Below are 26,643 nucleotides of genomic sequence, written 5' to 3' on the forward strand. Positions count from 1 at the left end.
CGCCCGTCCTCTCTCCGCCTCCCCGTGCCCCCACTCACCCCCACCGGATCCCCCTTCCCTGCCGAGGCCACATGCTGACGCCCACTCACGCCGGCCCGACGCCACCGCCCCGCCCCTCCGCCGCCCCTGCCACCAGCGGACCGACGGGGCCGGCCGCTGCCCGGGGACAGGTGCATCCGGGAGCGGGACGGCACAAGAAGGCGGTCGCGACCGTGGGGCGGGCAAGGGGCGCAAATGCCCCAGAGTCCCCCATTCGCCTCCGCCGTACCGCATCTGAGGACCCGTCACGGTGAGATGTACTCGAACCACAGCACCCGAGTCGCCGCGCGCGCGGCTACGGTCATATGAGGGCGGCAACACCACGGCACGCACGGCGACGGCGGCAGAGGGGGCACAGGCGCGATGAGTCTCAGCGACGACGGCGGCTACGGCGGCGACAGCCACCGCGGTCCCGAGACGGGCCAGACACGGACCAGACTTCCCGACAACGACGGTGACGGCTACGGCTCGGCACGGCGCTCCCGCACCGGCCTGTCCAGCCGCAACCTCATCACGATCGTCGGCGTGGTCGTCCTGCTGCTCGCGGCCATCGCCTTCGCCAACCGCGGCGGAAGCGGCAACAGCGAATCCCCCTCGACCGACTCCCCCAAGGACACCGGCGCCGCCCAGCCCACCGCCCCCACCGGCACCAAGCCGGTCACCGGCAAGAACGGCGACATCGCGAAGGGCTTCGCCAAGACGGAGCAGGGGGCGGAGTCGGCGGCGGCGAATTATGCGGTGGCGCTCACCAGCGACGGTATGTACAAGGCCGCCAGAAGGCGCGAGATCGCCGACGCCGTCTATGCGCCATCCGTGGCAGCGGCACGCAGGAGCGCCCTCGACAAGGTGTACTCCGACCCCGCCTTCCTCGGCCGGATCGGTCTCAAGCCGGACGGCACCGCCCCCAGCGGCATGACGTTCGTTTCGCGCGCGAACCCGGTCGGCACAAAGACCGAATCACTCAAGGGCGACACCGCCAAGGTCTCGGTCTGGTATTCCGCCCTCTTCGGCCTGGCCGGCGCACAGTCCAAGAACCCCGTATCGGAGAGCTGGTACACGAACACGTTCGACCTGAAGTGGATGGGCGGGGACTGGAAGGTCACCGACTTCACGCAGAAGGACGGTCCCGCTCCGGTCGGCAGAGACCAGGCTGCCGCGTCGGCAGGGGATATGACCAAGGCCGTGCAAGGGTTCGGAGGGTTCACCTATGCCCGCTAACAGCCGTCGCCGAGCCCTCTCCCTGGCCGCGTTGGTGACGGTCGTCCAGACGAACGCTGTGCTCCTGGCCTCCCGCGCTTTCGCAGCGCCGGACCCGACGCCGAGCAGCGACCCCTGTGACCTCGTCCGCGGCCCCGCCAAGGCCTACTGCCAATCCGGTGACAAAGCCGGCTCCGGTGCCCCCAAGCAGCCCGGCGGCCTCACCGACGACAACCCCCTCGACCCCCTCAGCTCCCTCGCCAAGGGGTTCGCCAAAGCCGCCTCATGGATCGTCAGCAAGCTGTCGGACGCGGTGCAGTCCACCTCCCACGTGGACTTCACCAATGCGGCCTTCCTGCGGCAGTACGCCGTCGTCTTCGCCGCCTCCACCATCCTCACCCTCGTGCTGTGGCTGCTGGCCGTCGCCAAGCGCGCCGTGCGCGGGGTGCGGCTGACCGAGGCGATCGGTGAAGCCGTCGGATTCCTCTGGCTCACGGTGCTCGCCTCCGCCTTCACCCCGCTCATCCTCTACACGATCGTGTCGGCGACCGACGGCGTCACCGAGATCATCGCGAAGGGGACAGGGGCACAGACCGACACCTTCTTCGGCGCGTTCTCGCAGGCGCTCACCAAGGGCACCGACATCGGCGGCGGACCGATCATGCTGATCGTGGTGTCGCTGGTGTCCGTCCTCGCCGCCGGTGTGCTGTGGCTGGAGCTGGTGATCCGGGCCGCGCTGCTGTACGTCGGGGCGCTGCTCGGCACGGTCGTCTACGCGGGCCTGGTCGACAAGAACATGTGGGGCCATGTGCGCCGCTGGGCCGGCATCATGATCGCGGTGATCATGGTGAAGCCGGTCATCGTGATCGTCCTCGGTATCGCCGGTGCGCTCTCCCACGACAAGGGCCCGAACGCCTTCTCCGCCGTCGTCTCCGGCCTCGCGATCATCATCCTCGCCATCTTCGCCAGCGCCGTGATCTACCGCTTCGTCCCCGGCTTCGGCGACGAGATGATCTCGGCCCGTACGCACAAGGGCCGGGCCACCGACGGCAGCCAGGCCGCCGCGATGATCTCCTCGCCGGCCGCGCTGGTCTCCCAGGGCATCAAGACCCACAGCTCCCGCCGGTCCGGCGGGGAGGGCGGCGGAGCCTCGCAGGGCGCGCAGGGCGGCCAGTCCCGTCCGGCCGACGCGGTGGCCGGCGGCGTCGCCGCGCACAGCTCCCGCACCGGCGGCGGCCGCGGCTCCGCACCCGCCACCCCCGCGCCCCGTACGAACCCGCACTCCGGCCCGAGCAGCAGCTCCCGCACCGGCAGGACAGCAGGAGGTGAGGGGCGTTGAGCACACAGTCCCACCCGATCACGCCACGTCGCACCTATCTGATCGGCCGCGCCCGGCCCAACGCGATCGTCGGCAAGAACCGCGAGACCGGTGAGATCGCGCTGATCATCGTGGGTGCGTTCCTCGGCATGATGTGCGGTCTGCTGGTGCCCGTGCTGCCGCTGCGGATCGTGTCCCTCACCGGCTTCCCGATGCTGGGGCTCGCCCTCGTCTATGTGCCGTACAAGGGCCGGACGTTCTACAAGTGGTTCGAGATCCGGCGCAGCTTCCGCCGTACGGTCCGCCGCGGCGCCACGTACCGCTCCGGCGTCGCCGAGGCCGGCATCCGGCTGGACGGCCGGGAGATCGAGATCGGCCCGCCGCCCGGCATCGGCCGGATCAACTGGCTGTCCGCCCCCTTCGGGCCGGACGAGATCGCCGTCCTGCTGCACGCCGACCGCCGTACGGTCACCGCCGCCATCGAGATCGAGGGCCCGGGCGTCGGCCTGCGGGACAGCGAGGACCAGGAGGCCCTGGTCGACCGCTTCGGGACGCTGCTGAAGCACGTGGCCAACGGCGACGGGTATGTGACCCGACTGCAGATGCTCGCCCGCACCCTGCCCGCCGACCCGGACGCACACGCCAAGGACGTCTCCCAGCGCGGCGACCGCTCCTCCCCGGCCTGGCTGCAGGAGTCCTACGACCAGCTCCAGTCGATGGTCTCCACCTCCTCCGAGCAGCACCGCGCCTACCTCGTCGCCTGTATGCACTACACCCGTGAGCTGGCCGCCGAGGCGCAGACCATGGCGCGCGCCGCCCGGATGCACCAGGGCGGGCTGCTGCGCAAGAAGCTGGACCGGGACGCCGGCCTCGCGGTCGTGATGGCCCGTGAGCTGACCGACATCTGCGCCCGGCTCGCCGAGGCCGACATCCGGGTGCGCCAGCCGCTGGGCCAGGCCCGGCTCGCCTCCCTCGTGCACTCCATGTACGACCCGGACCACCCCATCGACCACATCCAGGCGATGAGCAAGCGCAACACCTGGCCGGCCGAGCTCGACGCGATGGAACCGACCTATCTGCAGGCCAAGACGCGGGAGTCGACGACCCGCGCGCCGTGGTGCCACGCCACCGCCTGGGTCAAGGAGTGGCCGCTGACCCCGGTGGGCGTCAACTTCCTCGCGCCCCTCCTGGTGCACACCCCGGACGTGATCCGTACGGTCGCGGTCTGCATGGACCTGGAGCCCACCGAGGTCGCCATCGAGCGGATGCTGACGGAGAAGACCAACGACGACGCCGAGGCCAGCCGCGCCGCCAAGATGAACCGCGTCGTCGACCCGCGGGACGTCGCCCACCACGGCCGCGTGGACCAGCGCGGCGAGGACCTGGCCTCCGGCGCCGCCGGCGTCAACCTCGTCGGCTACATCACGGTCTCCTCCCGCTCACCCGAGGCGCTCGCCCGCGACAAGCGCACCATCCGCGCCTCGGCCGGCAAGTCCTACCTCAAGCTGGAGTGGTGCGACCGCGAGCACCACCGGGCGTTCGTCAACACCCTGCCGTTCGCGACCGGGATCCGCCGCTAAAGCCGCTGGGAGGCGCGTACGTCATGGCCATGCTCGATCCGCTCGGAGCGCTCACCGACGCGTTCACCAGTTTCCTGTTCGGGAAGGTGGAGACGACCCGGCTGCCCGTACGCACCTCCACCGGCCAGGCCCAGGCGGTCTATCTGCCCACCGCGGCCCCCGGTCTCGGTGACTCCGGCGTGATCATCGGCCGTGAGGTCTACAGCGGCAAGGGATACATCTACGACCCCTTCCAGCTGTACGGGCAGCAGCTGCCCGCCCCGCACTGGCTGGTCCTCGGCGAATCCGGCAACGGCAAGTCCGCGCTGGAGAAGACCTACGTCCTGCGGCAGCTGCGGTTCCGCGACCGGCAGGTCGTCGTGCTGGACGCGCAGGGCGAAGACGGCGTCGGCGAGTGGAACCTCATCGCCCAGGAGCTGGGCATAACCCCCATCCGCCTGGACCCGACCGCCGCCCTCAACGGCGGCATCCGACTCAACCCCCTCGACCCGTCGATCACCACCACCGGCCAGCTGGCCCTGCTGCGCACGATCATCGAGGTCGCGATGGGCCATGGCTTGGACGAACGCTCCGGCTTCGCCCTCAAGGTCGCGCACGCCTACGTGATCGAAACCATCACCGACCGGCAGCCCGTCCTGACCGACATCGTCGAGCAACTGCGGCATCCTGAACCGGAGTCGGCGGAGGCGATGAATGTCGACATAGACGATGTCCGGGCCTGGGGTCTGGACGTCGCGCTGGTCCTCGACCGGCTTGTCGACGGTGACCTGCGCGGCATGTTCGACGGGCCGACGTCGGCAGGCATCGACCTCGACGCCCCCCTCATCGTCTTCGACCTCTCGCACATCGACCGCAACTCCATCGCGATGCCGATCCTGATGGCGATCGTCGGCGTTTGGCTGGAGCACACCTGGATCCGCCCCGACCGCAAGAAGCGCATCTTCCTCGTGGAAGAGGCCTGGCACATCATCAACTCCCCGTTCGTGGCCCAGCTCTTCCAGCGGCTGCTGAAGTTCGGCCGGCGGCTCGGCCTGTCATTCGTGGCCGTCGTCCACCACCTCAGCGATGTGGTCGACGGCGCCGCCGCGCGCGAGGCCGCGGCGATCCTCAAGATGGCCTCCACCCGCACGATCTACGCCCAGAAGGCCGACGAGGCACGGGCCACGGGGCGGGTGCTCGGCCTGCCGCGCTGGGCCGTCGAGATCATCCCGACCCTCACCCCCGGCATCGCCGTCTGGGACGTCAACGGCAACGTCCAGGTCGTCAAACACCTCATCACCGAGGCCGAACGCCCGCTGGTCTACACCGACCGGGCGATGACCGAGTCCTCCGCGATGCCGACGGACGAGGCGCGCGCCCTCCAGGCGGCCGCGGACGCCGAGGCCGAGGCACGCGCCGAGGCCATGGCGATGGAGCGGCAGTGGAGAGACGAGTCGAGCGAGACGGTGGCGTGAGGCGCGGATACGACGACGAACGGGGCGCCGCCGGCTACCGCGACGCGCCCGGCCCCCGGGGGCGCGGCATCCCCGACTCCCTGCTGGTCGGGCTGCTCGTGTTCCTGCTGGGTCTGACCGTGCTGGTGTGGAGCGCGACGGGCCTGGCCGGCGTGTTCGCCCACGGCGCCTGGCCCACGGGCGTCACCTACCCCGGCACCCCGATGGCGCTGCGTCATCTCGTCTCCGCACCGCACGACATGGCCGCCGCCTGGCCCGACACCCCGAAGGGCCAGCTCTCCGGCTACGGCCTGTTCTGGGGCATCCTCATCGGCGAGCTGATGGTGCTGCTGGTCCTGACGATCTTCACGCTGGGGACGGTCACCCGCTATCGCGCCGTACGGACGGCCCGCCGGGCGACGCCCCGGCCGCTCACGGCACCGGACCACGCGGCGTACGCACCGCGGCCGCCGGCCCACCAGGCGGAACGGGAGGCGTGGCAGGCCCGGGAAGCCCTCCAGGAGACGGCCCGCACCGCCCCCACGGCGCCCGGCGAGGACCCGCGGCCCGCACCGGCCGTCCCGGTCACACCGCCTCCCCCGCCCGCCGGGGCCACGCCCACCGGCCCGCTCCCGGAACAGCGCACCTCACCCCCGGCCCCGGCCACCGCGGCCCCGCACCCCGGCGACACGGACGAACCCGCCCTCCCCCGCCTCCAGTTCTCCGCCGCCCGCGGCGCCTCCCTCGCCACCACCCTCGCCGCCGCCACCGCCGCCCCGGGCCCGCTGATCGTCGCCACCACGGATCCCGCCCTCTGGTCCGAGACCAAGGACGCCCGCGCCAAACTCGGCCCCCTGCTGACCTACGATCCGACGCACCGCCTCGACACCCCGGCCCGGCTGCGCTGGTCGCCGACCTCCGGCTGTACGGACCTCGCCACCGCCACCGCCCGTGCCGCCGCCCTGCTGGCTCCCGTACGTCCCTCCGCCGCCTCGGACTCGGCCGTCGCGGACGCCGCCCAGACCCTGCTGCGCTGCTGGCTGCACGCCGCCGCGATCGATGGCCGCCCGTTCCGCCAGCTGCACCGCTGGGCCCATGCCGCCGGCGCCGCACAGGAGCCCGTACGCATCCTGCGGACCAGCCCGAAGGCCTCCGGCGGCCAGGCCGGCGAGCTGGAGTCCGTGCTCACCGCATACGCCGAACGCCGTGAAGCCGCCCAGCAGTTGGCCGGCCGCGCCCTGACCGCGCTCTCATCGATCCACATCCGGGACGCCTGCAATCCACTTCGAGCAGATTCGGCGCTTCTCGAATCATTTATCGACGAGGGGGGAACGCTTTACGTGGTAGGCGATCCCATCGAGGATCCGCGTACCGACCCGGGTGCGATGCCACTGCTCACCGCACTCCTCTCGAGCGTGGTCGAGCACGGCCGCCGCATGGCCGAACGGTCATCTGACGGTCGGCTCGACCCACCACTCACCCTCGTCCTGGACGACATCGCGGCCCTCGCCCCGTTGCCCGCGCTGCCCGGTCTCCTCTCCACGGGCCCCAAGAGCGGCCTGCTGACGCTGGCGACGATGCGCTCCCAGGAACAGGCCCGCGCCCGCTGGCCCCACCACTCCCTGACGGCCTGACACCCGCCGCCACGGTGACGGCCGCACCGCGCTACTCCCTCTTCAGCACCATCTCCCGCTCCCGTGCGGCAGGATCCTTCGGATCGGCGTCGGTCCGCCCCGTCTCCACGAACCCCAGCGCCCGGTAGAACGCCTCGGCCCGCCCGTTCTCCTCGTGCACCCACAGCCGTACCCGTTCGACCACCGGCTCGGTGAGTTCCCACGACCATCCGAGCGCCGCCCGGAACAACTCCCGCGCCAGCCCGGTCCCCCGGTGCTCGGGCCGCACATACACCCCCACGAGATGCGTCTGCGGCACCTCCTGGTCCGTTTCGACCAGGACCACCACCATGCCGCCCCACCGGCCGTCCGCGGCTTCCCCGATGAACGTCAGCGGCGCGACGCCCTTTTCGCTGTACGCCGCCCGGCGTTGCCAGAGCTCGTCGGGCCGGCCGGCGGCCTCCTCCAGAGTCTCGTTGAACGCCACCCGGGCCACCGGATCCGCCAGGGCCGCCAGCCGCAGTTCCCTGAGCCGCTGCCACTCCGCCGCCTTCACAGGCCTGATCACATACGCCATGACGCACAGGATCCCAGCACCCCGCCCCCCAGGCCAGAGAATTCAGCCCCGGGAAGGAGGGGTGTCCCGGAACGCAGAAAAGCCCCGCACCATAAGGTGCGGGGCTTTCCCACAATGATTGTTCGGCGGCGTCCTACTCTCCCACAGGGTCCCCCCTGCAGTACCATCGGCGCTGAAAGGCTTAGCTTCCGGGTTCGAAATGTAACCGGGCGTTTCCCTAACGCTATGACCACCGAAACACTATGAAGTTAACCAACCCGGCATGGACACAGGTCATTACTTCAGAACCTACACAGTGGACGCGAGCAACTGAGGACAAGCCCTCGGCCTATTAGTACCAGTCAACTCCACACCTTACGGTGCTTCCATATCTGGCCTATCAACCCAGTCGTCTACTGGGAGCCTTAACCCCTCAAGGGGGTGGGAGCCCTCATCTCGAAGCAGGCTTCCCGCTTAGATGCTTTCAGCGGTTATCCTTTCCGAACGTAGCCAACCAGCCATGCCCTTGGCAGGACAACTGGCACACCAGAGGTTCGTCCGTCCCGGTCCTCTCGTACTAGGGACAGCCCTTCTCAAGACTCCTACGCGCACAGCGGATAGGGACCGAACTGTCTCACGACGTTCTAAACCCAGCTCGCGTACCGCTTTAATGGGCGAACAGCCCAACCCTTGGGACCGACTCCAGCCCCAGGATGCGACGAGCCGACATCGAGGTGCCAAACCATCCCGTCGATATGGACTCTTGGGGAAGATCAGCCTGTTATCCCCGGGGTACCTTTTATCCGTTGAGCGACGGCGCTTCCACAAGCCACCGCCGGATCACTAGTCCCTACTTTCGTACCTGCTCGACCCGTCAGTCTCACAGTCAAGCTCCCTTGTGCACTTACACTCAACACCTGATTACCAACCAGGCTGAGGGAACCTTTGGGCGCCTCCGTTACTCTTTAGGAGGCAACCGCCCCAGTTAAACTACCCACCAGACACTGTCCCTGATCCGGATCACGGACCCAGGTTAGACATCCAGCACGACCAGAGTGGTATTTCAACAATGACTCCACAACCACTGGCGTGGCCGCTTCAAAGTCTCCCACCTATCCTACACAAGCCGAACCGAACACCAATATCAAGCTATAGTAAAGGTCCCGGGGTCTTTCCGTCCTGCTGCGCGAAACGAGCATCTTTACTCGTAATGCAATTTCACCGGGCCTATGGTTGAGACAGTCGAGAAGTCGTTACGCCATTCGTGCAGGTCGGAACTTACCCGACAAGGAATTTCGCTACCTTAGGATGGTTATAGTTACCACCGCCGTTTACTGGCGCTTAAGTTCTCAGCTTCGCCATGACGAATCATGACTAACCGGTCCCCTTAACGTTCCAGCACCGGGCAGGCGTCAGTCCGTATACATCGCCTTACGGCTTCGCACGGACCTGTGTTTTTAGTAAACAGTCGCTTCTCGCTGGTCTCTGCGGCCACCACCAGCTCACACTGCAAAAGTGATCACCAGCAATGGCCCCCCTTCTCCCGAAGTTACGGGGGCATTTTGCCGAGTTCCTTAACCATAGTTCACCCGAACGCCTCGGTATTCTCTACCTGACCACCTGAGTCGGTTTAGGGTACGGGCCGCCATGAAACTCGCTAGAGGCTTTTCTCGACAGCATAGGATCATCCACTTCACCACAATCGGCTCGGCATCAGGTCTCAGGCACATGCTGTCCGGATTTGCCTAGACAGCGCCCTACACCCTTACCCCGGGACAACCACCGCCCGGGCTGGACTACCTTCCTGCGTCACCCCATCGCTTACCTACTACCACCTTGGATCGGCGGCTCCACCACGTCCCTTTGTCCGAAGACTCCAGGCCGGCTTCACGGCCTTAGCATTAATGGATTCGATACTGGGCGTTTCAAAGCGGGTACCGGAATATCAACCGGTTGTCCATCGACTACGCCTGTCGGCCTCGCCTTAGGTCCCGACTTACCCTGGGCAGATCAGCTTGACCCAGGAACCCTTAGTCAATCGGCGCACACGTTTCCCACGTGTGTATCGCTACTCATGCCTGCATTCTCACTCGTGAACCGTCCACAACTCGTTTCCACGGCTGCTTCACCCGGCACACGACGCTCCCCTACCCATCACAACGGACGTTGGTCCACATGTTGCAATGACACGACTTCGGCGGTGTGCTTGAGCCCCGCTACATTGTCGGCGCGGAATCACTTGACCAGTGAGCTATTACGCACTCTTTCAAGGGTGGCTGCTTCTAAGCCAACCTCCTGGTTGTCTCTGCGACTCCACATCCTTTCCCACTTAGCACACGCTTAGGGGCCTTAGTCGATGCTCTGGGCTGTTTCCCTCTCGACCATGGAGCTTATCCCCCACAGTCTCACTGCCGCGCTCTCACTTACCGGCATTCGGAGTTTGGCTAAGGTCAGTAACCCGGTAGGGCCCATCGCCTATCCAGTGCTCTACCTCCGGCAAGAAACACACGACGCTGCACCTAAATGCATTTCGGGGAGAACCAGCTATCACGGAGTTTGATTGGCCTTTCACCCCTAACCACAGGTCATCCCCCAGGTTTTCAACCCTGGTGGGTTCGGTCCTCCACGAAGTCTTACCTCCGCTTCAACCTGCCCATGGCTAGATCACTCCGCTTCGGGTCTTGGGCACGCTACTCAACGCCCTATTCGGACTCGCTTTCGCTACGGCTTCCCCACACGGGTTAACCTCGCAACATACCGCAAACTCGCAGGCTCATTCTTCAAAAGGCACGCAGTCACGACACAGAGACAAGTCTCTGTGCGACGCTCCCACGGCTTGTAGGCACACGGTTTCAGGTACTATTTCACTCCGCTCCCGCGGTACTTTTCACCATTCCCTCACGGTACTATCCGCTATCGGTCACCAGGGAATATTTAGGCTTAACGGGTGGTCCCGCCAGATTCACACGGGATTTCTCGGGCCCCGTGCTACTTGGGTGGTTCTCAAACGAGCCGTTAATGTTTCAGCTACGGGGGTCTTACCCTCTACGCCGGACCTTTCGCATGTCCTTCGCCTACATCAACGGTTTCTGACTCGTCTCACAGCCGGCAGACTGCAAAAGAGAACTCCCACAACCCCAACCACGCAACCCCTGCCGGGTATCACACGTGACTGGTTTGGCCTCATCCGGTTTCGCTCGCCACTACTCCCGGAATCACGGTTGTTTTCTCTTCCTGCGGGTACTGAGATGTTTCACTTCCCCGCGTTCCCTCCACACTGCCTATGTGTTCAGCAGCGGGTGACAGCCCATGACGACTGCCGGGTTTCCCCATTCGGACACCCCCGGATCAAAGCTTGGTTGACAGCTCCCCGGGGCCTATCGTGGCCTCCCACGTCCTTCATCGGTTCCTGGTGCCAAGGCATCCACCGTGCGCCCTTAAAAACTTGGCCACAGATGCTCGCGTCCACTGTGCAGTTCTCAAGCAACGACCAGCCACCCACCACCCCAACCCGAAGGCTGAGTTCACTGGGGCCGGCATCGCGAAGGTCCAGACAACAGTCCGTACCCTCAGATACCCAACAGCGCGCCCGGCCCACCCGATCAGTCCCCACGTTCCACGCCGAAGCAGTACTAGTGACAACCCATCAAGTGTGCCGAATAGTCAACGTTCCACCCATGAGCAACCAGCATCAGACATTCGCTGATGTACTGGCCTCTGACCCGGACAAGTCCGAGTAAGAAGTGCTCCTTAGAAAGGAGGTGATCCAGCCGCACCTTCCGGTACGGCTACCTTGTTACGACTTCGTCCCAATCGCCAGTCCCACCTTCGACGATTCCCTCCCACAAGGGGTTGGGCCACCGGCTTCGGGTGTTACCGACTTTCGTGACGTGACGGGCGGTGTGTACAAGGCCCGGGAACGTATTCACCGCAGCAATGCTGATCTGCGATTACTAGCAACTCCGACTTCATGGGGTCGAGTTGCAGACCCCAATCCGAACTGAGACCGGCTTTTTGAGATTCGCTCCACCTCGCGGTATCGCAGCTCATTGTACCGGCCATTGTAGCACGTGTGCAGCCCAAGACATAAGGGGCATGATGACTTGACGTCGTCCCCACCTTCCTCCGAGTTGACCCCGGCAGTCTCCTGTGAGTCCCCATCACCCCGAAGGGCATGCTGGCAACACAGAACAAGGGTTGCGCTCGTTGCGGGACTTAACCCAACATCTCACGACACGAGCTGACGACAGCCATGCACCACCTGTACACCGACCACAAGGGGGCGCCTGTCTCCAGACGTTTCCGGTGTATGTCAAGCCTTGGTAAGGTTCTTCGCGTTGCGTCGAATTAAGCCACATGCTCCGCTGCTTGTGCGGGCCCCCGTCAATTCCTTTGAGTTTTAGCCTTGCGGCCGTACTCCCCAGGCGGGGAACTTAATGCGTTAGCTGCGGCACGGACGACGTGGAATGTCGCCCACACCTAGTTCCCAACGTTTACGGCGTGGACTACCAGGGTATCTAATCCTGTTCGCTCCCCACGCTTTCGCTCCTCAGCGTCAGTATCGGCCCAGAGATCCGCCTTCGCCACCGGTGTTCCTCCTGATATCTGCGCATTTCACCGCTACACCAGGAATTCCGATCTCCCCTACCGAACTCTAGCCTGCCCGTATCGAATGCAGACCCGGGGTTAAGCCCCGGGCTTTCACATCCGACGTGACAAGCCGCCTACGAGCTCTTTACGCCCAATAATTCCGGACAACGCTTGCGCCCTACGTATTACCGCGGCTGCTGGCACGTAGTTAGCCGGCGCTTCTTCTGCAGGTACCGTCACTCTCGCTTCTTCCCTGCTGAAAGAGGTTTACAACCCGAAGGCCGTCATCCCTCACGCGGCGTCGCTGCATCAGGCTTTCGCCCATTGTGCAATATTCCCCACTGCTGCCTCCCGTAGGAGTCTGGGCCGTGTCTCAGTCCCAGTGTGGCCGGTCGCCCTCTCAGGCCGGCTACCCGTCGTCGCCTTGGTAGGCCATCACCCCACCAACAAGCTGATAGGCCGCGGGCTCATCCTTCACCGCCGGAGCTTTCCACACACAGACCATGCGGTCGTGTGTCATATCCGGTATTAGACCCCGTTTCCAGGGCTTGTCCCAGAGTGAAGGGCAGATTGCCCACGTGTTACTCACCCGTTCGCCACTAATCCCCTCCCGAAGGAGGTTCATCGTTCGACTTGCATGTGTTAAGCACGCCGCCAGCGTTCGTCCTGAGCCAGGATCAAACTCTCCGTGAATGTTTACTCGTAATCGAGTGAAACACACACGAGAGCGGAACGACTAGACGGAATAGGTCCGGTCGTTCACAGCGTCCTCGCTGTGTGTGCCATCCGCACCACATGGGCGCCGATGGACTTTCAAAGGAACCTCATCCACCGAGGTGGACGGGGTATCAACATATCTGGCGTTGACTTTTGGCACGCTGTTGAGTTCTCAAGGAACGGACGCTTCCTTTGTGCCTGTTTCACCAGGCTCTCCGGGCGCTTCCCTTCGGTCTTGCGTTTCCGACTCTATCAGATCCTTGCGGGCCCGATTTTCGCCGGTGCGTTTCCGCCTTTCGGCTTCTTCGCGTTTCCAACCTTACCAGATCCGTTTCCGTGTCCGGCGCCCTGTTGGAGCGGGCTCGGCCGTTTGGCTTTCGCTTTTCGGCCTTTCCGACTCTATCAGATCCGTTTTCGTTCCGTTGCCGGTCCGAATTCGTTTCCGATTCCCCGTCGGAGGAGGGTTGCCGTGGAGCGGCTATTTGAGCTGCCGCGCCTTTCGGCGTGTTCACTACTTTAGCGGAATTCCTCGCTGACGCATAATCACGTCACGGTTCGAATTTCGGCATGCCGAAATAAGTCCCGTTGAGGGGCCGTGCAGTAGTGGTGTGCCGCGAGGCGGCGGGATGGCTGCTGGTACCTGTCGGCTCCGTGGCAACTCGGAGAACACTACACGAGGGGGTCAGGTGCTTCAAACCCGTGCCAGGGCCGGGTTGGCGGGGTACTTTGGGCCCATGACTCCGCATGCGCTCGTACAGCAGTGGTGGCTCGCCTGACGGCGGCCGGACCACAGCGCATGCATGACCACGGCCGCCGCTTCGGCGGCCGTTCGCGTTTCTCCCTCTCGCAGCCGGCCGGTGAGGCAGGCGGTCCCGAAGCACCCGGCAAGGGTGCGAAAGACAAGGACGGACGCGATGGCGATGGCGGAGCGAGCACGGATCTTCAGTGGAGTGCAGCCGACGGGGCATCTGACGCTGGGGAACTACCTCGGGGCGATGTGGCGGTGGGTCGAGGAGGACCAGCACCGGGCGGATGCCCTCTTCTGTGTGGTGGATCTGCACGCGCTGACCGTGGAGCACGATCCGGCGCGGGTGCGGCGGCTCACCCGGCAGGCGGCGACGCTGCTGTTGGCGGCGGGGCTGGATCCGGCGCGGTGCACCCTGTTCGTGCAGAGCCAGGTGCACGAGCATGTGCGGCTGTCGTATCTGATGGAGTGCACGGCCACCGACGGTGAGATGCGGCGCATGGTCCAGTACAAGGAGAAGGCGGCGCGGGAGGAGGCGCGGGGCGGGAGCGTGCGGCTGTCGCTGCTGACGTATCCGGCGCTGATGGCGGCGGACATCCTGGCGTACGGGACGCATGAGGTGCCGGTCGGCGCGGATCAGGCACAGCATCTGGAGCTGACGCGGGATCTGGCGGTGCGGTTCAACCAGCGGTACGGGGCGACGTTCGTGGTGCCGAAGGCGACGTATCCGGCGGTGGCGGCGCGGGTGATGGATCTGCAGGACCCGACGTCGAAGATGGGGAAGTCGCACGCCAGGACGGCCGGGACCGTCTATCTGCTGGACGAGCCGGAGGCGGTGCGCAAGAAGGTGCTGCGGGCCGTGACGGATACGGCGAGCGAGGTCGTCTACGCGCGGGACGAGCGGCCGGGAGTGGCGAACCTGCTGGATGTGCTGGCCGCGTGCGGGGGTGGGGAGCCGGCGCGGCTGGCCGAGGGGTACACCTCGTACGGCGCGTTGAAGAAGGATGTGGCGGAGGCCGTGGTGGAGGTGCTGCGGCCGGTGCGCAAGCGGCATGCGGAGCTGGCCGCCGACCCCGCGTATGTCGATGAGGTGTTGCGGGCCGGCGCGGAACGGGCGCGGGGACTGGCCCGGCCGCGGGTGGACGCGGCCTACCGGGCGGTCGGGCTGTCGGCCTAGGGACCGTATGAGGGGAGAGAACCCTCTGTGGGAGAGAACGTCCGGGCGGGAGCCGTATTCGCGGCTCCCGCCGTGGGTCAGCCGTTGCCGGAGGCCAGTTCGCGGCTGCGGTCGCGGGCGGCTTCCAAAGCGGCGATGAGGGCGGCGCGGACGCCGTGGTTCTCCAGTTCGCGGATGGCGTTGATGGTGGTGCCCGCCGGGGAGGTGACGTTCTCGCGGAGGGTGACGGGGTGTTCGCCGCTGTCGCGGAGCATCACCGCGGCGCCGATGGCGGCCTGGACGATGAGGTCGTGGGCCTTGTCGCGGGGCAGGCCGAGGAGGATGCCCGCGTCGGTCATGGCCTCGACGAGGAAGTAGAAGTACGCCGGGCCGGAGCCGGAGAGCGCGGTGCAGGCGTCCTGCTGGGACTCCGGGACGCGCAGGGTCTTGCCGACGCCGGAGAAGATTTCCTCGGCGCGGGTGAGGTGGGCGCCGGTGGCGTGGGTGCCGGCGGAGATGACGGACATCGCCTCGTCGACGAGAGCGGGGGTGTTCGTCATGACCCGTACGACCGGGGTGCCGGCGGCCAGGCGTTCCTCGAAGTAGGCGGTGGGAACGCCGGCGGCGCCGCTGATGACCAGGCGGTCGGCGGGGAGGTGCGGGGTCAGCTCCGCCACGAGGGTGCCCATGTCCTGGGGCTTGACGGTGAGGATGAGGGTGTCGGCGGCCTTGGCGGCCTCGGGGTTGCTGACCGCTTCGACGCCGTAGCGGGCGCGCAGCTGTTCGGCGCGCTCCGGGCGGCGGGCCGTGACCAGCAGGTCGGACGGCGCCCAGCCGCCCCGGATCATGCCGCTGAGCAGGGCTTCGCCGATTTTTCCGGTGCCGAGTACGGCGACCTTCTGGGTCATGCTGCGGTTCACCTCGCCGGTGGTGCCCGGGCGGTGGCCCGAGGGCCGGCCCGTTGCGCGGTCGGTTACGTCGTCATCCTCGCACCTGGCGGGTGTGCGGCGCGGCCGCGTTCCGAGGGCCGGGACGGCGTCAGGCCGTGCGACGGCGCAGGGTGGCGGCGCCGAGGGCGAGGACGAGGAGGGCGCAGCCGGTGACGATGACGGCGTCGCGGACGAAGTCGCCGGTGATGTCGGGGTGCCGGAGGACCTCGTTCATCCCATCGACGGCGTAGGACATCGGGAGGACGTCGGAGAGGGCTCTGAGTGCGGGCTGCATGGTGTCGCGCGGGGTGAACAGGCCGCAGAGCAGCAGCTGGGGCATCAGGACGGCGGGCATGAACTGGACGGCCTGGAATTCGGAGGCGGCGAAGGCGGAGACGAACAGGCCGAGGGCGGTGCCGAGCAGGGCGTCGAGGACGGCCACCAGGAGCAGCAGCCAGGGAGAGCCGATGACGTCCAGGCCCAGCACCCAGACGGACAGGCCGGTGGCGAGGGCGGACTGCAGGACGGCGAGCAGGCCGAAGGCGAGGGCGTAGCCGCTGATCAGGTCGGCCTTGCCGAGGGGCATGGCGAGCAGGCGTTCCAGGGTGCCGGAGGTGCGTTCGCGCAGGGTGGCGATGGAGGTCACCAGGAACATCGTGATCATCGGGAAGATGCCGAGGAGCGAGGCGCCGATGCCGTCGAAGGTCTGCGGGCGGGCGTCGAAGACGTAGCGCAGCAGGGCGATCATCACGCAGGGGACGACCAGCATCAGCGCGATGGTGCGCGGGTCGTGGCGCAGCTGGCGCAGGACCCGGGCGGCGGTGGCCAGGGTGCGGGACGGGGACCAGGGCGCGGGGGCGGGGTGCGGTGCGCCGGCGGGGAAGGGTGCGGTGGTCATCGCGCGGACTCCTCGAGGGTGGTGCGGGCCGCTTCCGGGGGCCGGCCGGTGGCTCCGGCCTCGTCGACCAGGTGGAGGAAGGCGGCCTCGACGGTGGCGGAGCCGGTGCGCTCCCGGAGGGCGTCGGGTGCGCCCTCGGCCAGGATGCGGCCCTCGCGCATCAGGAGCAGCCGGTGGCAGCGCTCGGCCTCGTCCATGACATGGGAGGAGACCAGGAGCGTGGTGCCGCGGTCGGCGGCGAGGGTGTGGAAGAGGTTCCACAGGTCGCGGCGGAGGACGGGGTCGAGCCCGACGGTGGGCTCGTCGAGGACCAGGAGTTCGGGGGCGCCGAGCAGGGCGACCGCGAGGGAGACCCGGCTGCGCTGGCCGCCGGAGAGGTTGCCGGCGAGGGCATCGGCGTGGCGGGTGAGATCGACGTCCTCGATGGCGCGCGTGACGCTCTCGCGGCGCAGGGTGCGGGCGGCCCGGCCGGGGTGGAGGACGGCGGCGAAGTAGTCGAGGTTCTGCCGGACGGTGAGGTCGTCGTAGACGGACGGGTCCTGGATGACGTAGCCGATGCGGGGGCGCAGCCGGGGGTCGCCCGCGGGCCGGCCGAGGACGTCGAGGGTGCCGGTGACCTTGGCCTGGGTGCCGACGATGGCGCGCATCAGGGTGGATTTGCCGCAGCCGGAGGGGCCGAGGAGGCCGGTGATGCGGCCGCGGGGCACGTCGAAGCGGAGGGCGTCGAGGACGGTGCGGCCGCCTCGGACGGCGGTGAGGTCCTGGGCGTGGACGGCGGGGTCGCGGCCATAATTCATCATGTGATGAATAGTGCTCCCGGCGGGGTGGGGCGTCAAGCGGGTGGGCAGGGGAAATGCGGCCGGGGAGAGACCCGGGGAGAGACCCGGGGAGATGCTCGGAGAGAGGGGGAGGGCGAGGGGGAGGCCGGGCGGCGCGACGGGGCTCCGGAAGGGGCTCGGGTGGCGGCTGGGCCGTGCGGGGCCGCGGGGCGGGCGGATGGGAGCGCGGGGGCAGCGCATTGCGGGGCGGCGTGGGCATGTGTGGGCGCCGGAGCGAACGGAACCAGCCATTCCTGTCCGATAACTCCGCGTTCACAGGGTGGTTACATACCGAGGTGCGGCGCTGCGTGTTCGCTTGGACACAATGGGGTGACCTGTCCCGCCGCGCCGAAAGGGGCGACATGGCGAAGACCCGGGCCGGCCGTCTCGGCCGGCTCCTGTTGCTCGTCGTCGCCCTTGTGCTGGCCCTGCCGGCGGTCGCCGGTGGCGCGTACGGGGCGAGCGGGCCGGTGACCGCGAAGAGCGCCGCCCGCGGTGATTCCCCGGATGACGCGCAGTGGGCGTCGGACACCTCCGAGCACCAGGAGTCCGGTGGTGACCGCTGCCGGACGCGCCATGGCGGACGCTCCACGGCCACCGTCTCCGCGCCGGTCCCCCCGCGCACGACCGTGTCGAGTGCCGGTCCGGTACACGCCGAGGGCGGGCTGAGCCGGACCGTCCCGCTCACCGGCCGGCGGGCCGTTCCCGTCTCGAGATCGGGCGAACTGCCGGTCCGGCACCTCGTCTTCCGCTGCTGAGAGCCGAGAGCCGCCCCAGGGCCTCCCCCGGCCCGCGCACCCGACGGATCCAGCCGTCATCCCTTTCCTGGCGTGCGCCGCATGACACGGCGTTGCGGCGAGTGACCGCGGCCTTCGGGCCGGTGGTCGCCGGCCCGCTGCCGCGTCGCGTTCCGCTCGTGTGTCCCGGTGCGTTCTCGTGCGTACCCGGTGCCCGCGCGCGCCGCCGTATCCCGCACTCACTGGAGGCATGCTCATGCGTAGGTTCCGTGTTGCCCGGCTCCGCCCGTCCCTGCCCTCCATACCGTCGCGCCGGACGCTGGCGCGCGGGCGCGCCGATGTCACCGCCTCGCTCGTCGTCTTTCTCGTCGCCGTCCCGCTGTGTGTCGGGGTGGCCGTCGCGTCCGGGGTGCCCGCCGAACTGGGGCTGGTCACCGGGATCGTCGGCGGGCTGCTGACCGGGCTGCTGCCCGGCAGCAGTCTGCAGGTCAGCGGCCCGGCCGCCGGGCTGACCGTGCTGGTCTACGAGGCCGTGCGGGAGTACGGGCTCGGCGCGCTGGGCGCGCTGGTGCTGCTCGCCGGGGTGTTGCAGCTGGTCATGGGGGCGCTGCGGCTGGGCCGCTGGTTCCGGGCCATTTCCGTGGCGGTGGTCCAGGGGATGCTCGCGGGCATCGGACTGGTGCTGATCGCCGGGCAGTTGTACGCCCTGGCGGATGCCAAGGCGCCGGGCAACGGGCCGGCGAATCTGGGCGGGCTGCCGAATCTCGCGGAGGACACCCTCTCCTCCGGTCCGGCGCTGACGGCGCTGGCCGTGGGCGCGGGCACCGTCGTGCTGCTGGTGCTGTGGCCCAAGTGGCGGCCGGCGGCGCGGGTGCTGCCGGCGCCGCTGGTGGCGGTGGCGCTGGCGACGGCCGTGGTGGTCGTGCTGGATCTGCCGGTGGCCCGGGTCGAGGTGGCGGGCCTGCTGGATGTCGTCCAGCCGCCGGGCGGTGCGGATTTCGCCCGGCTGGCGGAGGCGGGGGCGCTGGCCGGGGCGCTGGGCACCGTGCTGGCGTTCGCCCTGATCGCGTCGGCGGAGTCGCTGTTCAGCGCGGCCGCGGTGGACCGGCTGCACGACGGGCCGCGGACCGATTACGACAAGGAGCTGATGGCGCAGGGCGCCGGCAACACGGTGTGCGGGCTGCTCGGTGCGCTGCCGATGACCGCGGTGATCGTCCGCAGCGCCGCGAATGTGCACGCCGGGGCGCGGACGAAGGCCTCGCGGGTGCTGCACGGGGTGTGGCTGCTGGTCTTCGCGGCGGCGTTTCCGGCGGCGCTGGGCGTGGTGCCGATCGCGGCGCTGGCGGGCGTACTGGTCCATGCGGGCGGCAAGTTGATCCCGGTGAAGCAGTGGCATCCGCTGTGGCGCGAGCACCGGGGCGAGGCCGTGGTGCTGGCCGCGACGGCGGTGGCGATCGTGGCCACGAACATGTTCGAGGGGGTGCTGCTGGGGCTGCTGATGGCGGTGGCCAAGTCGGCGTGGGAGACCTCGCACGTCCACCTGGAGATCGTGGAGCGGAGCGAGCCCGCGGTGGGCGACGGCGGGCCGGGCCGCGCAACGAAGGGCCAGGACGCCATAGGCCGGGACGCCGCGGGCCGGGACGCCGCGGGCCACCGCCCAACCGGCTCCGGCGCGCCCGCCCTTGGGGCACCCGGCCGCGGCACCACGGCCACCCCGCTCCCCCGGCGTCCGCTCCTCGTCCGGGCCGTCGGCAACGCCACCTTCCTGCGGCTGCCGAAGCTGCTCGACCAGCTGGCGGCGCTGCCCGAGGACCGGGAGATCGAGCTGGACCTGTCCGGGCTGCGGCACCTCGACCGTGCCTGTGCGGCCGCCCTCGGCAGCTGGGCGGAGCACCGGCGCGGACCGGACGGGTCCACCCGGCGGAAAGCACCGTCCAGCACCCCGTGACACGGGCGCATGAGGGACCGACGGCAGGGCGGAAATGACCGTAGTGTCGGCATGCTGATGACCGCCGACCCTTGGAGTGCCGTGAACCGCCGGCCCCTTCGCTCCCGTGGTGCGACCGCCGCCCTCTCCGTCGCCCTGCTGCTCTCCTCGTGCGCCGGCTGCGGCCCGCGGGGGGCGGCGGGCGGCGGCGGAGTGGGTGATCCGCTCTTCCCGGCACTGGGCAACGGCGGCTACCAGGTGCGCCATTACGGGCTGGATCTCGACTACGACGTGCAGCAGAAGCGGCTGGACGCGACCGCCGACCTCAGCGCCGAGGCCACCAAGGACCTGCGTTCCTTCCAGCTCGACCTCCAGGGGCTGCGGGTGTCCGGCGTGCGGGTCGACGGCGAGGACGCCGCGTTCTCCCGCAAGGGGCACAAGCTGATCGTCCGGCCGCCCGACGGGCTCCGTAAGGGCGCCTCGTTCCGTACGACCGTCAGGTACGCCGGGAGCCCGCAGGAGCTGACGGATCCGGACGGTACGACGGAGGGGTGGGTCAAGACCCCCGACGGGGCGTTCGTCTCGGGTGAGCCGGCCGGGTCCATGACGTGGTTCCCCGGCAACAACCACCCCGAGGACAAGGCGACGTACGACTTCAGGATCACCGTGCCCAAGGGCTACACCGCCGTCGCCAACGGGGAGTTGCGGTCGCAGAAGACCGCCGGGGGCCGGACGACCTTCCAGTGGCACAGCGGCAGACCGATGGCCAGCTATCTCGCCACCGCCACCATCGGCAGATTCGACGTCCGCACCTCGCGCACGCCCCAGGGACTGCCGCTGTACGTCGCGGTGGACCCGGCGGAGGTCAAGGCGAGCCGGGGGCCGCTGGCGAAGCTGCCGGAGATCCTGAAGTGGGAGAGCGGGCTGTTCGGCCCGTACCCCTTCGCCTCGGCGGGCGCCATTGTCGACAACACCCCTGCCCGGATCACCTGGATGGCGCTGGAGACCCAGACCAAGCCGGTCTACGCCGGGGCGCCGGACACCGTGACCGTGGTGCACGAGATGGCCCACCAGTGGTTCGGGGACTCGGTGACGCCGAAGACCTGGGCGGACGCCTGGCTCAACGAGGGCTTCGCGACCTACACCGAGTGGCTGTGGGCGGAGCACAAGGGCGGCAAGACCCCGCAGCAGCAGTTCGACGCGCTCTACAAGGACGACCCGCACAACGAGCGCTGGGACTTCCCGCCGGGCCGTCCGGGCGCGGCGAAGAACGTGACCGGCCCGGCCGTCTACGAGCGGGGCGCGATGGTGCTCCAGCAGCTGCGGAACGCCGTCGGCGACAAGACGTTCTTCCGGATCCTCAGGGAGTGGCCCGCCAAGTACCGCTACGGCACGGCCGATTCGGCGGACTTCATCGCCTTCTGCCAGGAGCGCACGGACGTGGACCTGAAGCCGCTGTTCCAGGCCTGGCTGTACGGGAAGGGCAAGCCGAAGCTGCTGTACTGACCCGATCGCGCCGGGCACAGGATGTCGGGTCCGGCAGGCCGGCCGCTTCCTAACGTGAGGGGTCGAAGGGGAAGGAGACCGGGGTGCTGGAGCGGCTGAACCAGGCCATGGACCACATCGAGTCGCATCTCGACGAGCCGGTCGAGGTGGCCCGGCTCGCGCAGATCGCCGTGACGTCGGAGTACCACTTCCGCCGGCTGTTCTCCGCGCTGGCGGGCATCCCGCTGTCGGAGTACATCCGGCGCAGGCGGCTGACCGTGGCGGGCGCGGAGGTGCTGGCCGGTGAACGGACGCTGCTGGACGTCGCGATGCGCTACGGCTACGGCTCGGGGGAAGCCTTCGCGCGTGCGTTCCGCGGGATGCACGGCGTGGGTCCGGGCGAGGCCCGGCGGACCGGTGCGGCGCTGAGCTCCCAGCCACGGATGTCCTTCCGGCTCATCGTCGAAGGGAGCAGCAGTATGCGATACCGGATAGTGGAGAAGGAGGAGTTCCGGGTGGTGGGCAGGATGGCCCGCGTCCCGCTCGTCCATGCGGGGGTCAACCCGGCCATCGCCGAGTTCGTCGGGGGTATCGGCCCCGAGACGCTACGGCGTATGACGGAGCTGTCCGACCAGCGGCCGGAGGGGATCGTCGCGGTGTGCGACCAGCTCGATCCGAGCCGGGCGGAGGGGACCGAACTCGACTACTACCACGGTGTGGTGACCCGGGCCGAGGCGCCCGAGGACATGGACGTCCTGCCCGTTCCGGCGGGCACGTGGGCCGTTTTCGAGAGCTCCGGCCCGTACCCACAGGCGTTGCAGTACCTGTGGCGGGACGTGTTCACGCAGTGGTTCCCGTCGAATCCGTACCAGACCAGGCAGGGTCCCGAGATCCTGCGCGTCCGCCCGTCGCAGGACCGGGCGCAGGCGGACGCGGAGCTGTGGATTCCCGTGGAGCGGTCCGCCGCCTGAGCGGGCAATACGGCGGCCCGGGCGCCTGCCCGGGCCGCCGTGGCGTGCGGAAGAGGCGGCCGGCCCCGGTCCGGCGGTGACCGGGGCCGGCCGCGGCCGTTCACAGCCGGTCGAAGTCCAGGTGACCCAGCTTGTCGGGGTTGACGACGGCGTCCACCTCCGTGATCCGCCCGTCGTGGACGGTGAAGGCGAGGACCGCGGCCTGCCCGCTCGCCGGGTCGGCGAAGAGCAGCCCGGCGGCACCGTTGACGTCCGCCCTCGCGACCCGCAGCCCGCCGCGCTCGACGCCGCGGGTGACGACCCCCCGCACATAGCGGGCGACCTTGTCCCGGCCGAGCACCGGCCGGCGGGCGGTGCTCACCTTGCCGCCGCCGTCCGAGCGCCAGACGACCTCGGGGTCGAGCACGGTCAGCAGTGCGTCGAGATCGCCGCCCATCACTGCGGACAGGAACGCCTCGACGGTACGGCGGTGCTCCGCGCGGTCGACGGTGCGGCGCGGCGCCTCGGCCCGTACCCGCTTGCGGGCGCGGGAGGCCAACTGCCGTACGGAATCGGGGGTGCGGCCGACCGTCCGGGCGATCTCCGGGAAGGGGACCGCGAAGACGTCGTGGAGGATGAAGGCGGTCCGCTCGGCCGGAGTGAGCCGTTCCAGGACGGTGAGCAGCGCCATCCCCACCGATTCGTCGAGGGTGACCCGGTCCTCGGGACCCTCGGTCCGGCCGGCGCCCGCCACCCCGACGGTCAGCGGAGCGCCGGCGCCGTCGAGCAGCGGCTCCGGCAGCCAGGGCCCGACATAGGTCTCGCGGCGGGCGCGGGCCGAGCCCAGCAGGTCGTAACAGATCCGGCTCACGACCGTGGTGAGGTAGCCCCGCGGGCTGGCGACGGGCGGCTCGGCGGGCACGGCCTGCCAGCGCAGCCAGGCCTCCTGAACGGCGTCGTCGGCGTCGGAGACCGTGCCCATGATCCGGTAGGCGATGGCCCACAGCCGCCCGCGCTCCTCCTCGAACTGCGCGAGCCGGTCCCCGCCCGGCGCGCCGGTACCTTCGGTCGTCTCCCTCACCGTCTCCCTCGCCGTCTCCCTCGCCGTCTCCCTCGTCGTCTCCGTCTCCGTATCCGTCTCCGTTCCCGTCCCTGTCTCCCTGTCGGCCGCTGTCACGGTCTCCGTCCGCGCCCTCACCCGCACCCGCTCCTCCGCTGCCGCACGCGGTCGCCTACCGCGGTGCCTGCCCTTCAGGACGGGACGGGCGGCCGGAGTGTGACAGTGACGTCCAGCGCATAGGCCTCCTCGACGATGCCGTCCGGGAAGACGTCCAGCAGCGCGGTCCGCTCGTCCGCGAGGACCGGGGCGGCGGCCTCGGGGCCGATGGCGGCGAAGTACGAGCGGCTGCCCAGCATCGCGAGGTGGGTGTCGAGGGGGACCTGCCGGGTCCAGTGCAGGACGCGGGTGACCGGACGCAGTCCGAGGCCGAGGCCGCGGATCAGGTCGGCGGCCTCCGGCGCGACGCCGTGGGCGTGGTACTCGGGGAGCCGCCGGGCGATCCTGGCCTCCTGGGCGGCCGCCCAACCGACGTCCGGGTCGGGGATGTTCCACCACAGGGCGAGCGCGCCGCCGGGCCGCAGCACCCTCAGCGCTTCCGGGACGGACCGGGCGGGATCGGTCCAGTGCCAGGCCTGCGCATAGCCGACGAGGTCGAACCCCGCGTCGTCGGAGAACGGCAGCGCGTCGCCGAGCGCGCGGACGAGCGGGGTGCCGGGGTGGGCGGCGCGCAGCTCGGCGGCCATGGCGGCGCGCAGCTCGGCGGCCATGGCGGCGCCCGGCTCGACGGCGGTGACCCGTGCGCCGCGGGCGGCGAGCAGACCGGTGGCGATGCCCGTCCCGGCCCCGGCGTCCAGCACCCGCGCGCCGGCCAGTGGCTGCCCGGTCAGCTCCTCGATCGCGTCGAAGAGGGCCGGTGGATAGCCGGGCCGGGCGGCGGCGTACTGGGCGGCCACCGCGTCGAACGACCGGGCCAGGGTGGCATGGGCCGGGGGCGGAACGGGCGCGAAGTGCTGCGGCGGCTGGGGCCGCTGGGGCTGTGGCGATTCCGGCATGCACGTCATCCTGCCCACGTCACGGAGAGCGCGGAGGCCGGGGAAAAAAGTCAGACCCGGTTTAATTTTGAACCCGGTATGGCTACAGTCGGCGTCATGGCGGGATTGCGTGAGCGGAAGAAGGAAGAGACGCGGCGGCGGATCGCGGCGACGGCCTGGCGGCTGTTCGCCGAGCGGGGCTTCGAAGCGGTCACGGTCAATGAGATCGCCGAGGCGGCGCAGGTGGCCAAGGCGACGCTGTTCAGCTACTTCCCGACCAAGGAAGCGCTCGCCCTCCAGGGCGTGGGGGACGACGACCTGGCGGGCGTCGTCACGGGACGGACGGCCGGCTCGACGGCCCTGACCGCGCTCCGGGAGCACTTCCGGGCGTTCGCCGCCGGGCCGATGACCGGCGTGGACCCGGAGGTGCTGGTCTCCCGGGTCCGGGTGATCTTCGACAGCCCCGCGCTGAGCAGCGCCGCCAACAGCCTGCTCTATCAGCAGCGGCAGCGGCTGGCGCAGGCGCTGACCGCGGAACTCGGCGAGCGGGTGGCCGTGTTGGCGGCGGCGCAGATCAGCGCCTCGGTGGTGACCCTCCAGGAGGGCTTCTTCCGTCGGCTGGCCGACGGCACCTCGCCGGAGGACGCCCGCGGGCAGCTGGGCGAGGAGATCGAGCTCGCCTTCGACCTGCTGACCCGCGGAATCGGCGGGCACGACGTCGCGGCCGGCGCCCAGGGACCCGACGTCGCCCACGGACCCGTCGGGGCGCGCAGCCCGGCGGGGGACGGCCGCGACGGCCGCGACGGCCGGGAAACCCCGGAAGACCAGCAGAACCAGCACGTTCGGAAAACCCAGAGAGGGCAGTGAGACGCGGTATGCGCGCACGGGGCATCAACTACGACGTCGGGTTCCTCCCCGGCGAGGAGCTCTCCCGGAAGACCTTCACCGTCGAGGCGGTGCGGCAGGACCTCATGGCCATCGCGGAGGAGCTGCACTGCGACGCGGTGCGGATCTCGGGCGGCGATCCGGAGCGGCTGAGCATCGCCGCGCAGTGCGCCGCGGAGGCCGGACTGGAGGTGTGGTTCGCGCCCTTCCCCGTCGATCTCACCCCCGAGGAGCTGCTGCCGTACTTCGCGGACTGCGCGGAGCGGGCCGAGGCCGTACGGGCGGGCGGGGCGGAGGTGGTGTTCGTCGCCGGGTGCGAACTGAGCGCGTTCTGTGCGGGCTTCCTGCCCGGGGACACCTACAGCGCCCGGCTGCAGGCGATGATCTCCTCCGACAGGGACTGGTGGGTGTCGCTGGGCCCGGTGCAGGAGCGGCTCAACGGCTTTCTCGCCGAGGTGGCGTCCGTGGCCCGGTCCCGCTTCGGCGGCCGGATCAGCTATGCCTCGGGCCCCTGGGAGAGCATCGACTGGCAGCCGTTCGACCTCGTCGGTGTGGACGCCTACCGGGCCGCGTACAACGCCACGACGTTCCGCGACGAGCTGCGCGCGCACCGCGGCCACGGCAAGCCGGTCGCGGTGACCGAGTTCGGCACCTGCGCCTACCGCGGCGCGGGCGAGCGGGGCGGGCTGGCCTGGCAGCCGCCGGCGGGGGCGGTGCCGGACGAGAGCGAGCAGGTGCGCTACCTCACCGAGCTGCTGGACATCTTCGAGGAGGAGGGCGTGGACACCGCGCTGTGGTTCACCTTCGCGGGCTTCAAGACACTCAAGGGTGCGGACCTCACCTCGTACGGGGTGGTGCGGATGCTCGACGAGACGCACTGGGAGCCGCGGGAGGTGTTCCACACGATGGCCGCCCGGTACGCGAGGGACGGCGAGGAGACCGGGGGCGGCGACGACAAGGACGCGCAGGGCTGAGCCAC

Annotated in this window: 18 protein-coding genes and 3 rRNA genes; 12 read left to right on the forward strand and 9 right to left on the reverse strand. The window is 69.1% G+C overall.

Features of this window, described 5'->3' with window-relative positions; genetic code table 11:
* Positions 1-402: 402 nt before the first annotated feature.
* Genes OIU81_RS15090 through OIU81_RS15110 form a run of 5 tightly spaced genes read left to right on the forward strand, consistent with a single transcriptional unit; the run spans position 403 to position 7,201 of the window.
* A complete protein-coding gene (locus tag OIU81_RS15090) occupies positions 403-1,257 on the forward strand; it encodes a hypothetical protein (protein ID WP_329147967.1) in 855 nt (284 codons plus the stop codon).
* On the forward strand, positions 1,247-2,575 hold the full coding sequence (locus tag OIU81_RS15095) for a hypothetical protein (protein ID WP_329147968.1): 1,329 nt from the start codon (positions 1,247-1,249) through the stop codon (positions 2,573-2,575). The genes OIU81_RS15090 and OIU81_RS15095 overlap by 11 nt, the downstream gene beginning before the upstream one ends.
* A complete protein-coding gene (locus tag OIU81_RS15100) occupies positions 2,572-4,134 on the forward strand; it encodes an SCO6880 family protein (RefSeq protein WP_329147969.1) in 1,563 nt (520 codons plus the stop codon). The genes OIU81_RS15095 and OIU81_RS15100 overlap by 4 nt, the downstream gene beginning before the upstream one ends.
* Before the next feature lie 29 nt (positions 4,135-4,163).
* Entirely contained in the window at positions 4,164-5,588 is a 1,425-nt protein-coding gene (locus OIU81_RS15105) for an ATP-binding protein (protein ID WP_329155166.1), read from the forward strand.
* A complete protein-coding gene (locus tag OIU81_RS15110; protein WP_329147971.1) occupies positions 5,585-7,201 on the forward strand; it encodes a type VI secretion protein in 1,617 nt (538 codons plus the stop codon). The genes OIU81_RS15105 and OIU81_RS15110 overlap by 4 nt, the downstream gene beginning before the upstream one ends.
* 31 nt (positions 7,202-7,232) lie before the next feature.
* Here the strand turns inward: OIU81_RS15110 and OIU81_RS15115 are convergent, their stop codons facing one another.
* The 4 genes from OIU81_RS15115 to OIU81_RS15130 form a co-directional block, all read right to left on the reverse strand.
* Entirely contained in the window at positions 7,233-7,757 is a 525-nt protein-coding gene (locus OIU81_RS15115; RefSeq protein WP_329147973.1) for a GNAT family N-acetyltransferase, read from the reverse strand.
* 120 nt (positions 7,758-7,877) lie between these two features.
* Positions 7,878-7,994 (reverse strand): 5S ribosomal RNA (gene rrf, locus OIU81_RS15120).
* Between the two features lie 74 nt (positions 7,995-8,068).
* Positions 8,069-11,187 (reverse strand): 23S ribosomal RNA (locus OIU81_RS15125).
* Between the two features lie 303 nt (positions 11,188-11,490).
* Positions 11,491-13,019, reverse strand: a 16S ribosomal RNA gene (locus OIU81_RS15130).
* The 16S, 23S and 5S rRNA genes sit together here, the layout of an rRNA operon.
* 938 nt (positions 13,020-13,957) lie before the next feature.
* On the opposite strand from OIU81_RS15130, the gene trpS reads away from it, so the two are divergent.
* Entirely contained in the window at positions 13,958-14,965 is a 1,008-nt protein-coding gene (trpS, locus tag OIU81_RS15135) for a tryptophan--tRNA ligase (RefSeq protein ID WP_329147974.1), read from the forward strand.
* A gap of 77 nt (positions 14,966-15,042) precedes the next feature.
* Here the strand turns inward: trpS and proC are convergent, their stop codons facing one another.
* The 3 genes from proC to OIU81_RS15150 form a co-directional block, all read right to left on the reverse strand.
* Positions 15,043-15,852 carry a pyrroline-5-carboxylate reductase gene (gene proC / locus OIU81_RS15140; RefSeq protein WP_329147976.1) on the reverse strand — a complete coding sequence of 270 codons (810 nt, stop codon included), beginning with the start codon at positions 15,850-15,852 and terminating at the stop codon, positions 15,043-15,045.
* A gap of 130 nt (positions 15,853-15,982) precedes the next feature.
* The gene (locus tag OIU81_RS15145; protein WP_329147979.1) at positions 15,983-16,771 is read right to left on the reverse strand and encodes an ABC transporter permease; all 789 of its coding nucleotides are present in this window, start codon (positions 16,769-16,771) and stop codon (positions 15,983-15,985) included.
* Complete coding sequence (locus OIU81_RS15150) at positions 16,768-17,571, reverse strand: ABC transporter ATP-binding protein (protein ID WP_329147982.1); 804 nt, start codon at positions 17,569-17,571, stop codon at positions 16,768-16,770. Before OIU81_RS15150 ends, OIU81_RS15145 begins: the two co-directional genes overlap by 4 nt.
* A 380-nt stretch (positions 17,572-17,951) precedes the next feature.
* Here OIU81_RS15150 and OIU81_RS15155 point away from each other — a divergent pair, with 380 nt between their 5' ends.
* From OIU81_RS15155 to OIU81_RS15170, 4 genes are all read left to right on the forward strand, one after another.
* Positions 17,952-18,347: a hypothetical protein gene (locus OIU81_RS15155; protein WP_329147984.1), complete on the forward strand. Its 396-nt coding sequence runs from the start codon at positions 17,952-17,954 to the stop codon at positions 18,345-18,347.
* Positions 18,348-18,582: 235 nt separating this feature from the next.
* Positions 18,583-20,274 carry a SulP family inorganic anion transporter gene (locus tag OIU81_RS15160; protein WP_329147986.1) on the forward strand — a complete coding sequence of 564 codons (1,692 nt, stop codon included), beginning with the start codon at positions 18,583-18,585 and terminating at the stop codon, positions 20,272-20,274.
* A gap of 51 nt (positions 20,275-20,325) precedes the next feature.
* On the forward strand, positions 20,326-21,759 hold the full coding sequence (locus OIU81_RS15165) for a M1 family metallopeptidase (RefSeq protein ID WP_329147988.1): 1,434 nt from the start codon (positions 20,326-20,328) through the stop codon (positions 21,757-21,759).
* Between the two features lie 83 nt (positions 21,760-21,842).
* Positions 21,843-22,709 carry an AraC family transcriptional regulator gene (locus OIU81_RS15170; protein WP_329147990.1) on the forward strand — a complete coding sequence of 289 codons (867 nt, stop codon included), beginning with the start codon at positions 21,843-21,845 and terminating at the stop codon, positions 22,707-22,709.
* A gap of 100 nt (positions 22,710-22,809) precedes the next feature.
* On the opposite strand, the gene sigJ is transcribed toward OIU81_RS15170, so the two are convergent.
* Both sigJ and OIU81_RS15180 read right to left on the reverse strand, forming a co-directional pair.
* Positions 22,810-23,769, reverse strand: a complete 960-nt coding sequence (gene sigJ, locus OIU81_RS15175) for an RNA polymerase sigma factor SigJ (RefSeq protein WP_329147992.1) — start codon at positions 23,767-23,769, stop codon at positions 22,810-22,812.
* A 170-nt stretch (positions 23,770-23,939) separates the two neighbouring features.
* Positions 23,940-24,800, reverse strand: a complete 861-nt coding sequence (locus tag OIU81_RS15180; RefSeq protein ID WP_329147994.1) for a class I SAM-dependent methyltransferase — start codon at positions 24,798-24,800, stop codon at positions 23,940-23,942.
* Between the two features lie 96 nt (positions 24,801-24,896).
* Between OIU81_RS15180 and OIU81_RS15185 the strand changes: the two genes are divergently transcribed.
* Together OIU81_RS15185 and OIU81_RS15190 are read left to right on the forward strand one after the other, a co-directional pair.
* Positions 24,897-25,646 carry a TetR/AcrR family transcriptional regulator gene (locus OIU81_RS15185; RefSeq protein ID WP_329147996.1) on the forward strand — a complete coding sequence of 250 codons (750 nt, stop codon included), beginning with the start codon at positions 24,897-24,899 and terminating at the stop codon, positions 25,644-25,646.
* Positions 25,647-25,654: 8 nt separating this feature from the next.
* A complete protein-coding gene (locus OIU81_RS15190; protein WP_329147998.1) occupies positions 25,655-26,638 on the forward strand; it encodes a hypothetical protein in 984 nt (327 codons plus the stop codon).
* Positions 26,639-26,643 lie beyond the last annotated feature (5 nt).

Origin of the sequence: Streptomyces sp. NBC_01454, assembly GCF_036227565.1 — a bacterium.
In the GTDB taxonomy this organism is placed as follows: Bacteria; Actinomycetota; Actinomycetes; order Streptomycetales; family Streptomycetaceae; genus Streptomyces.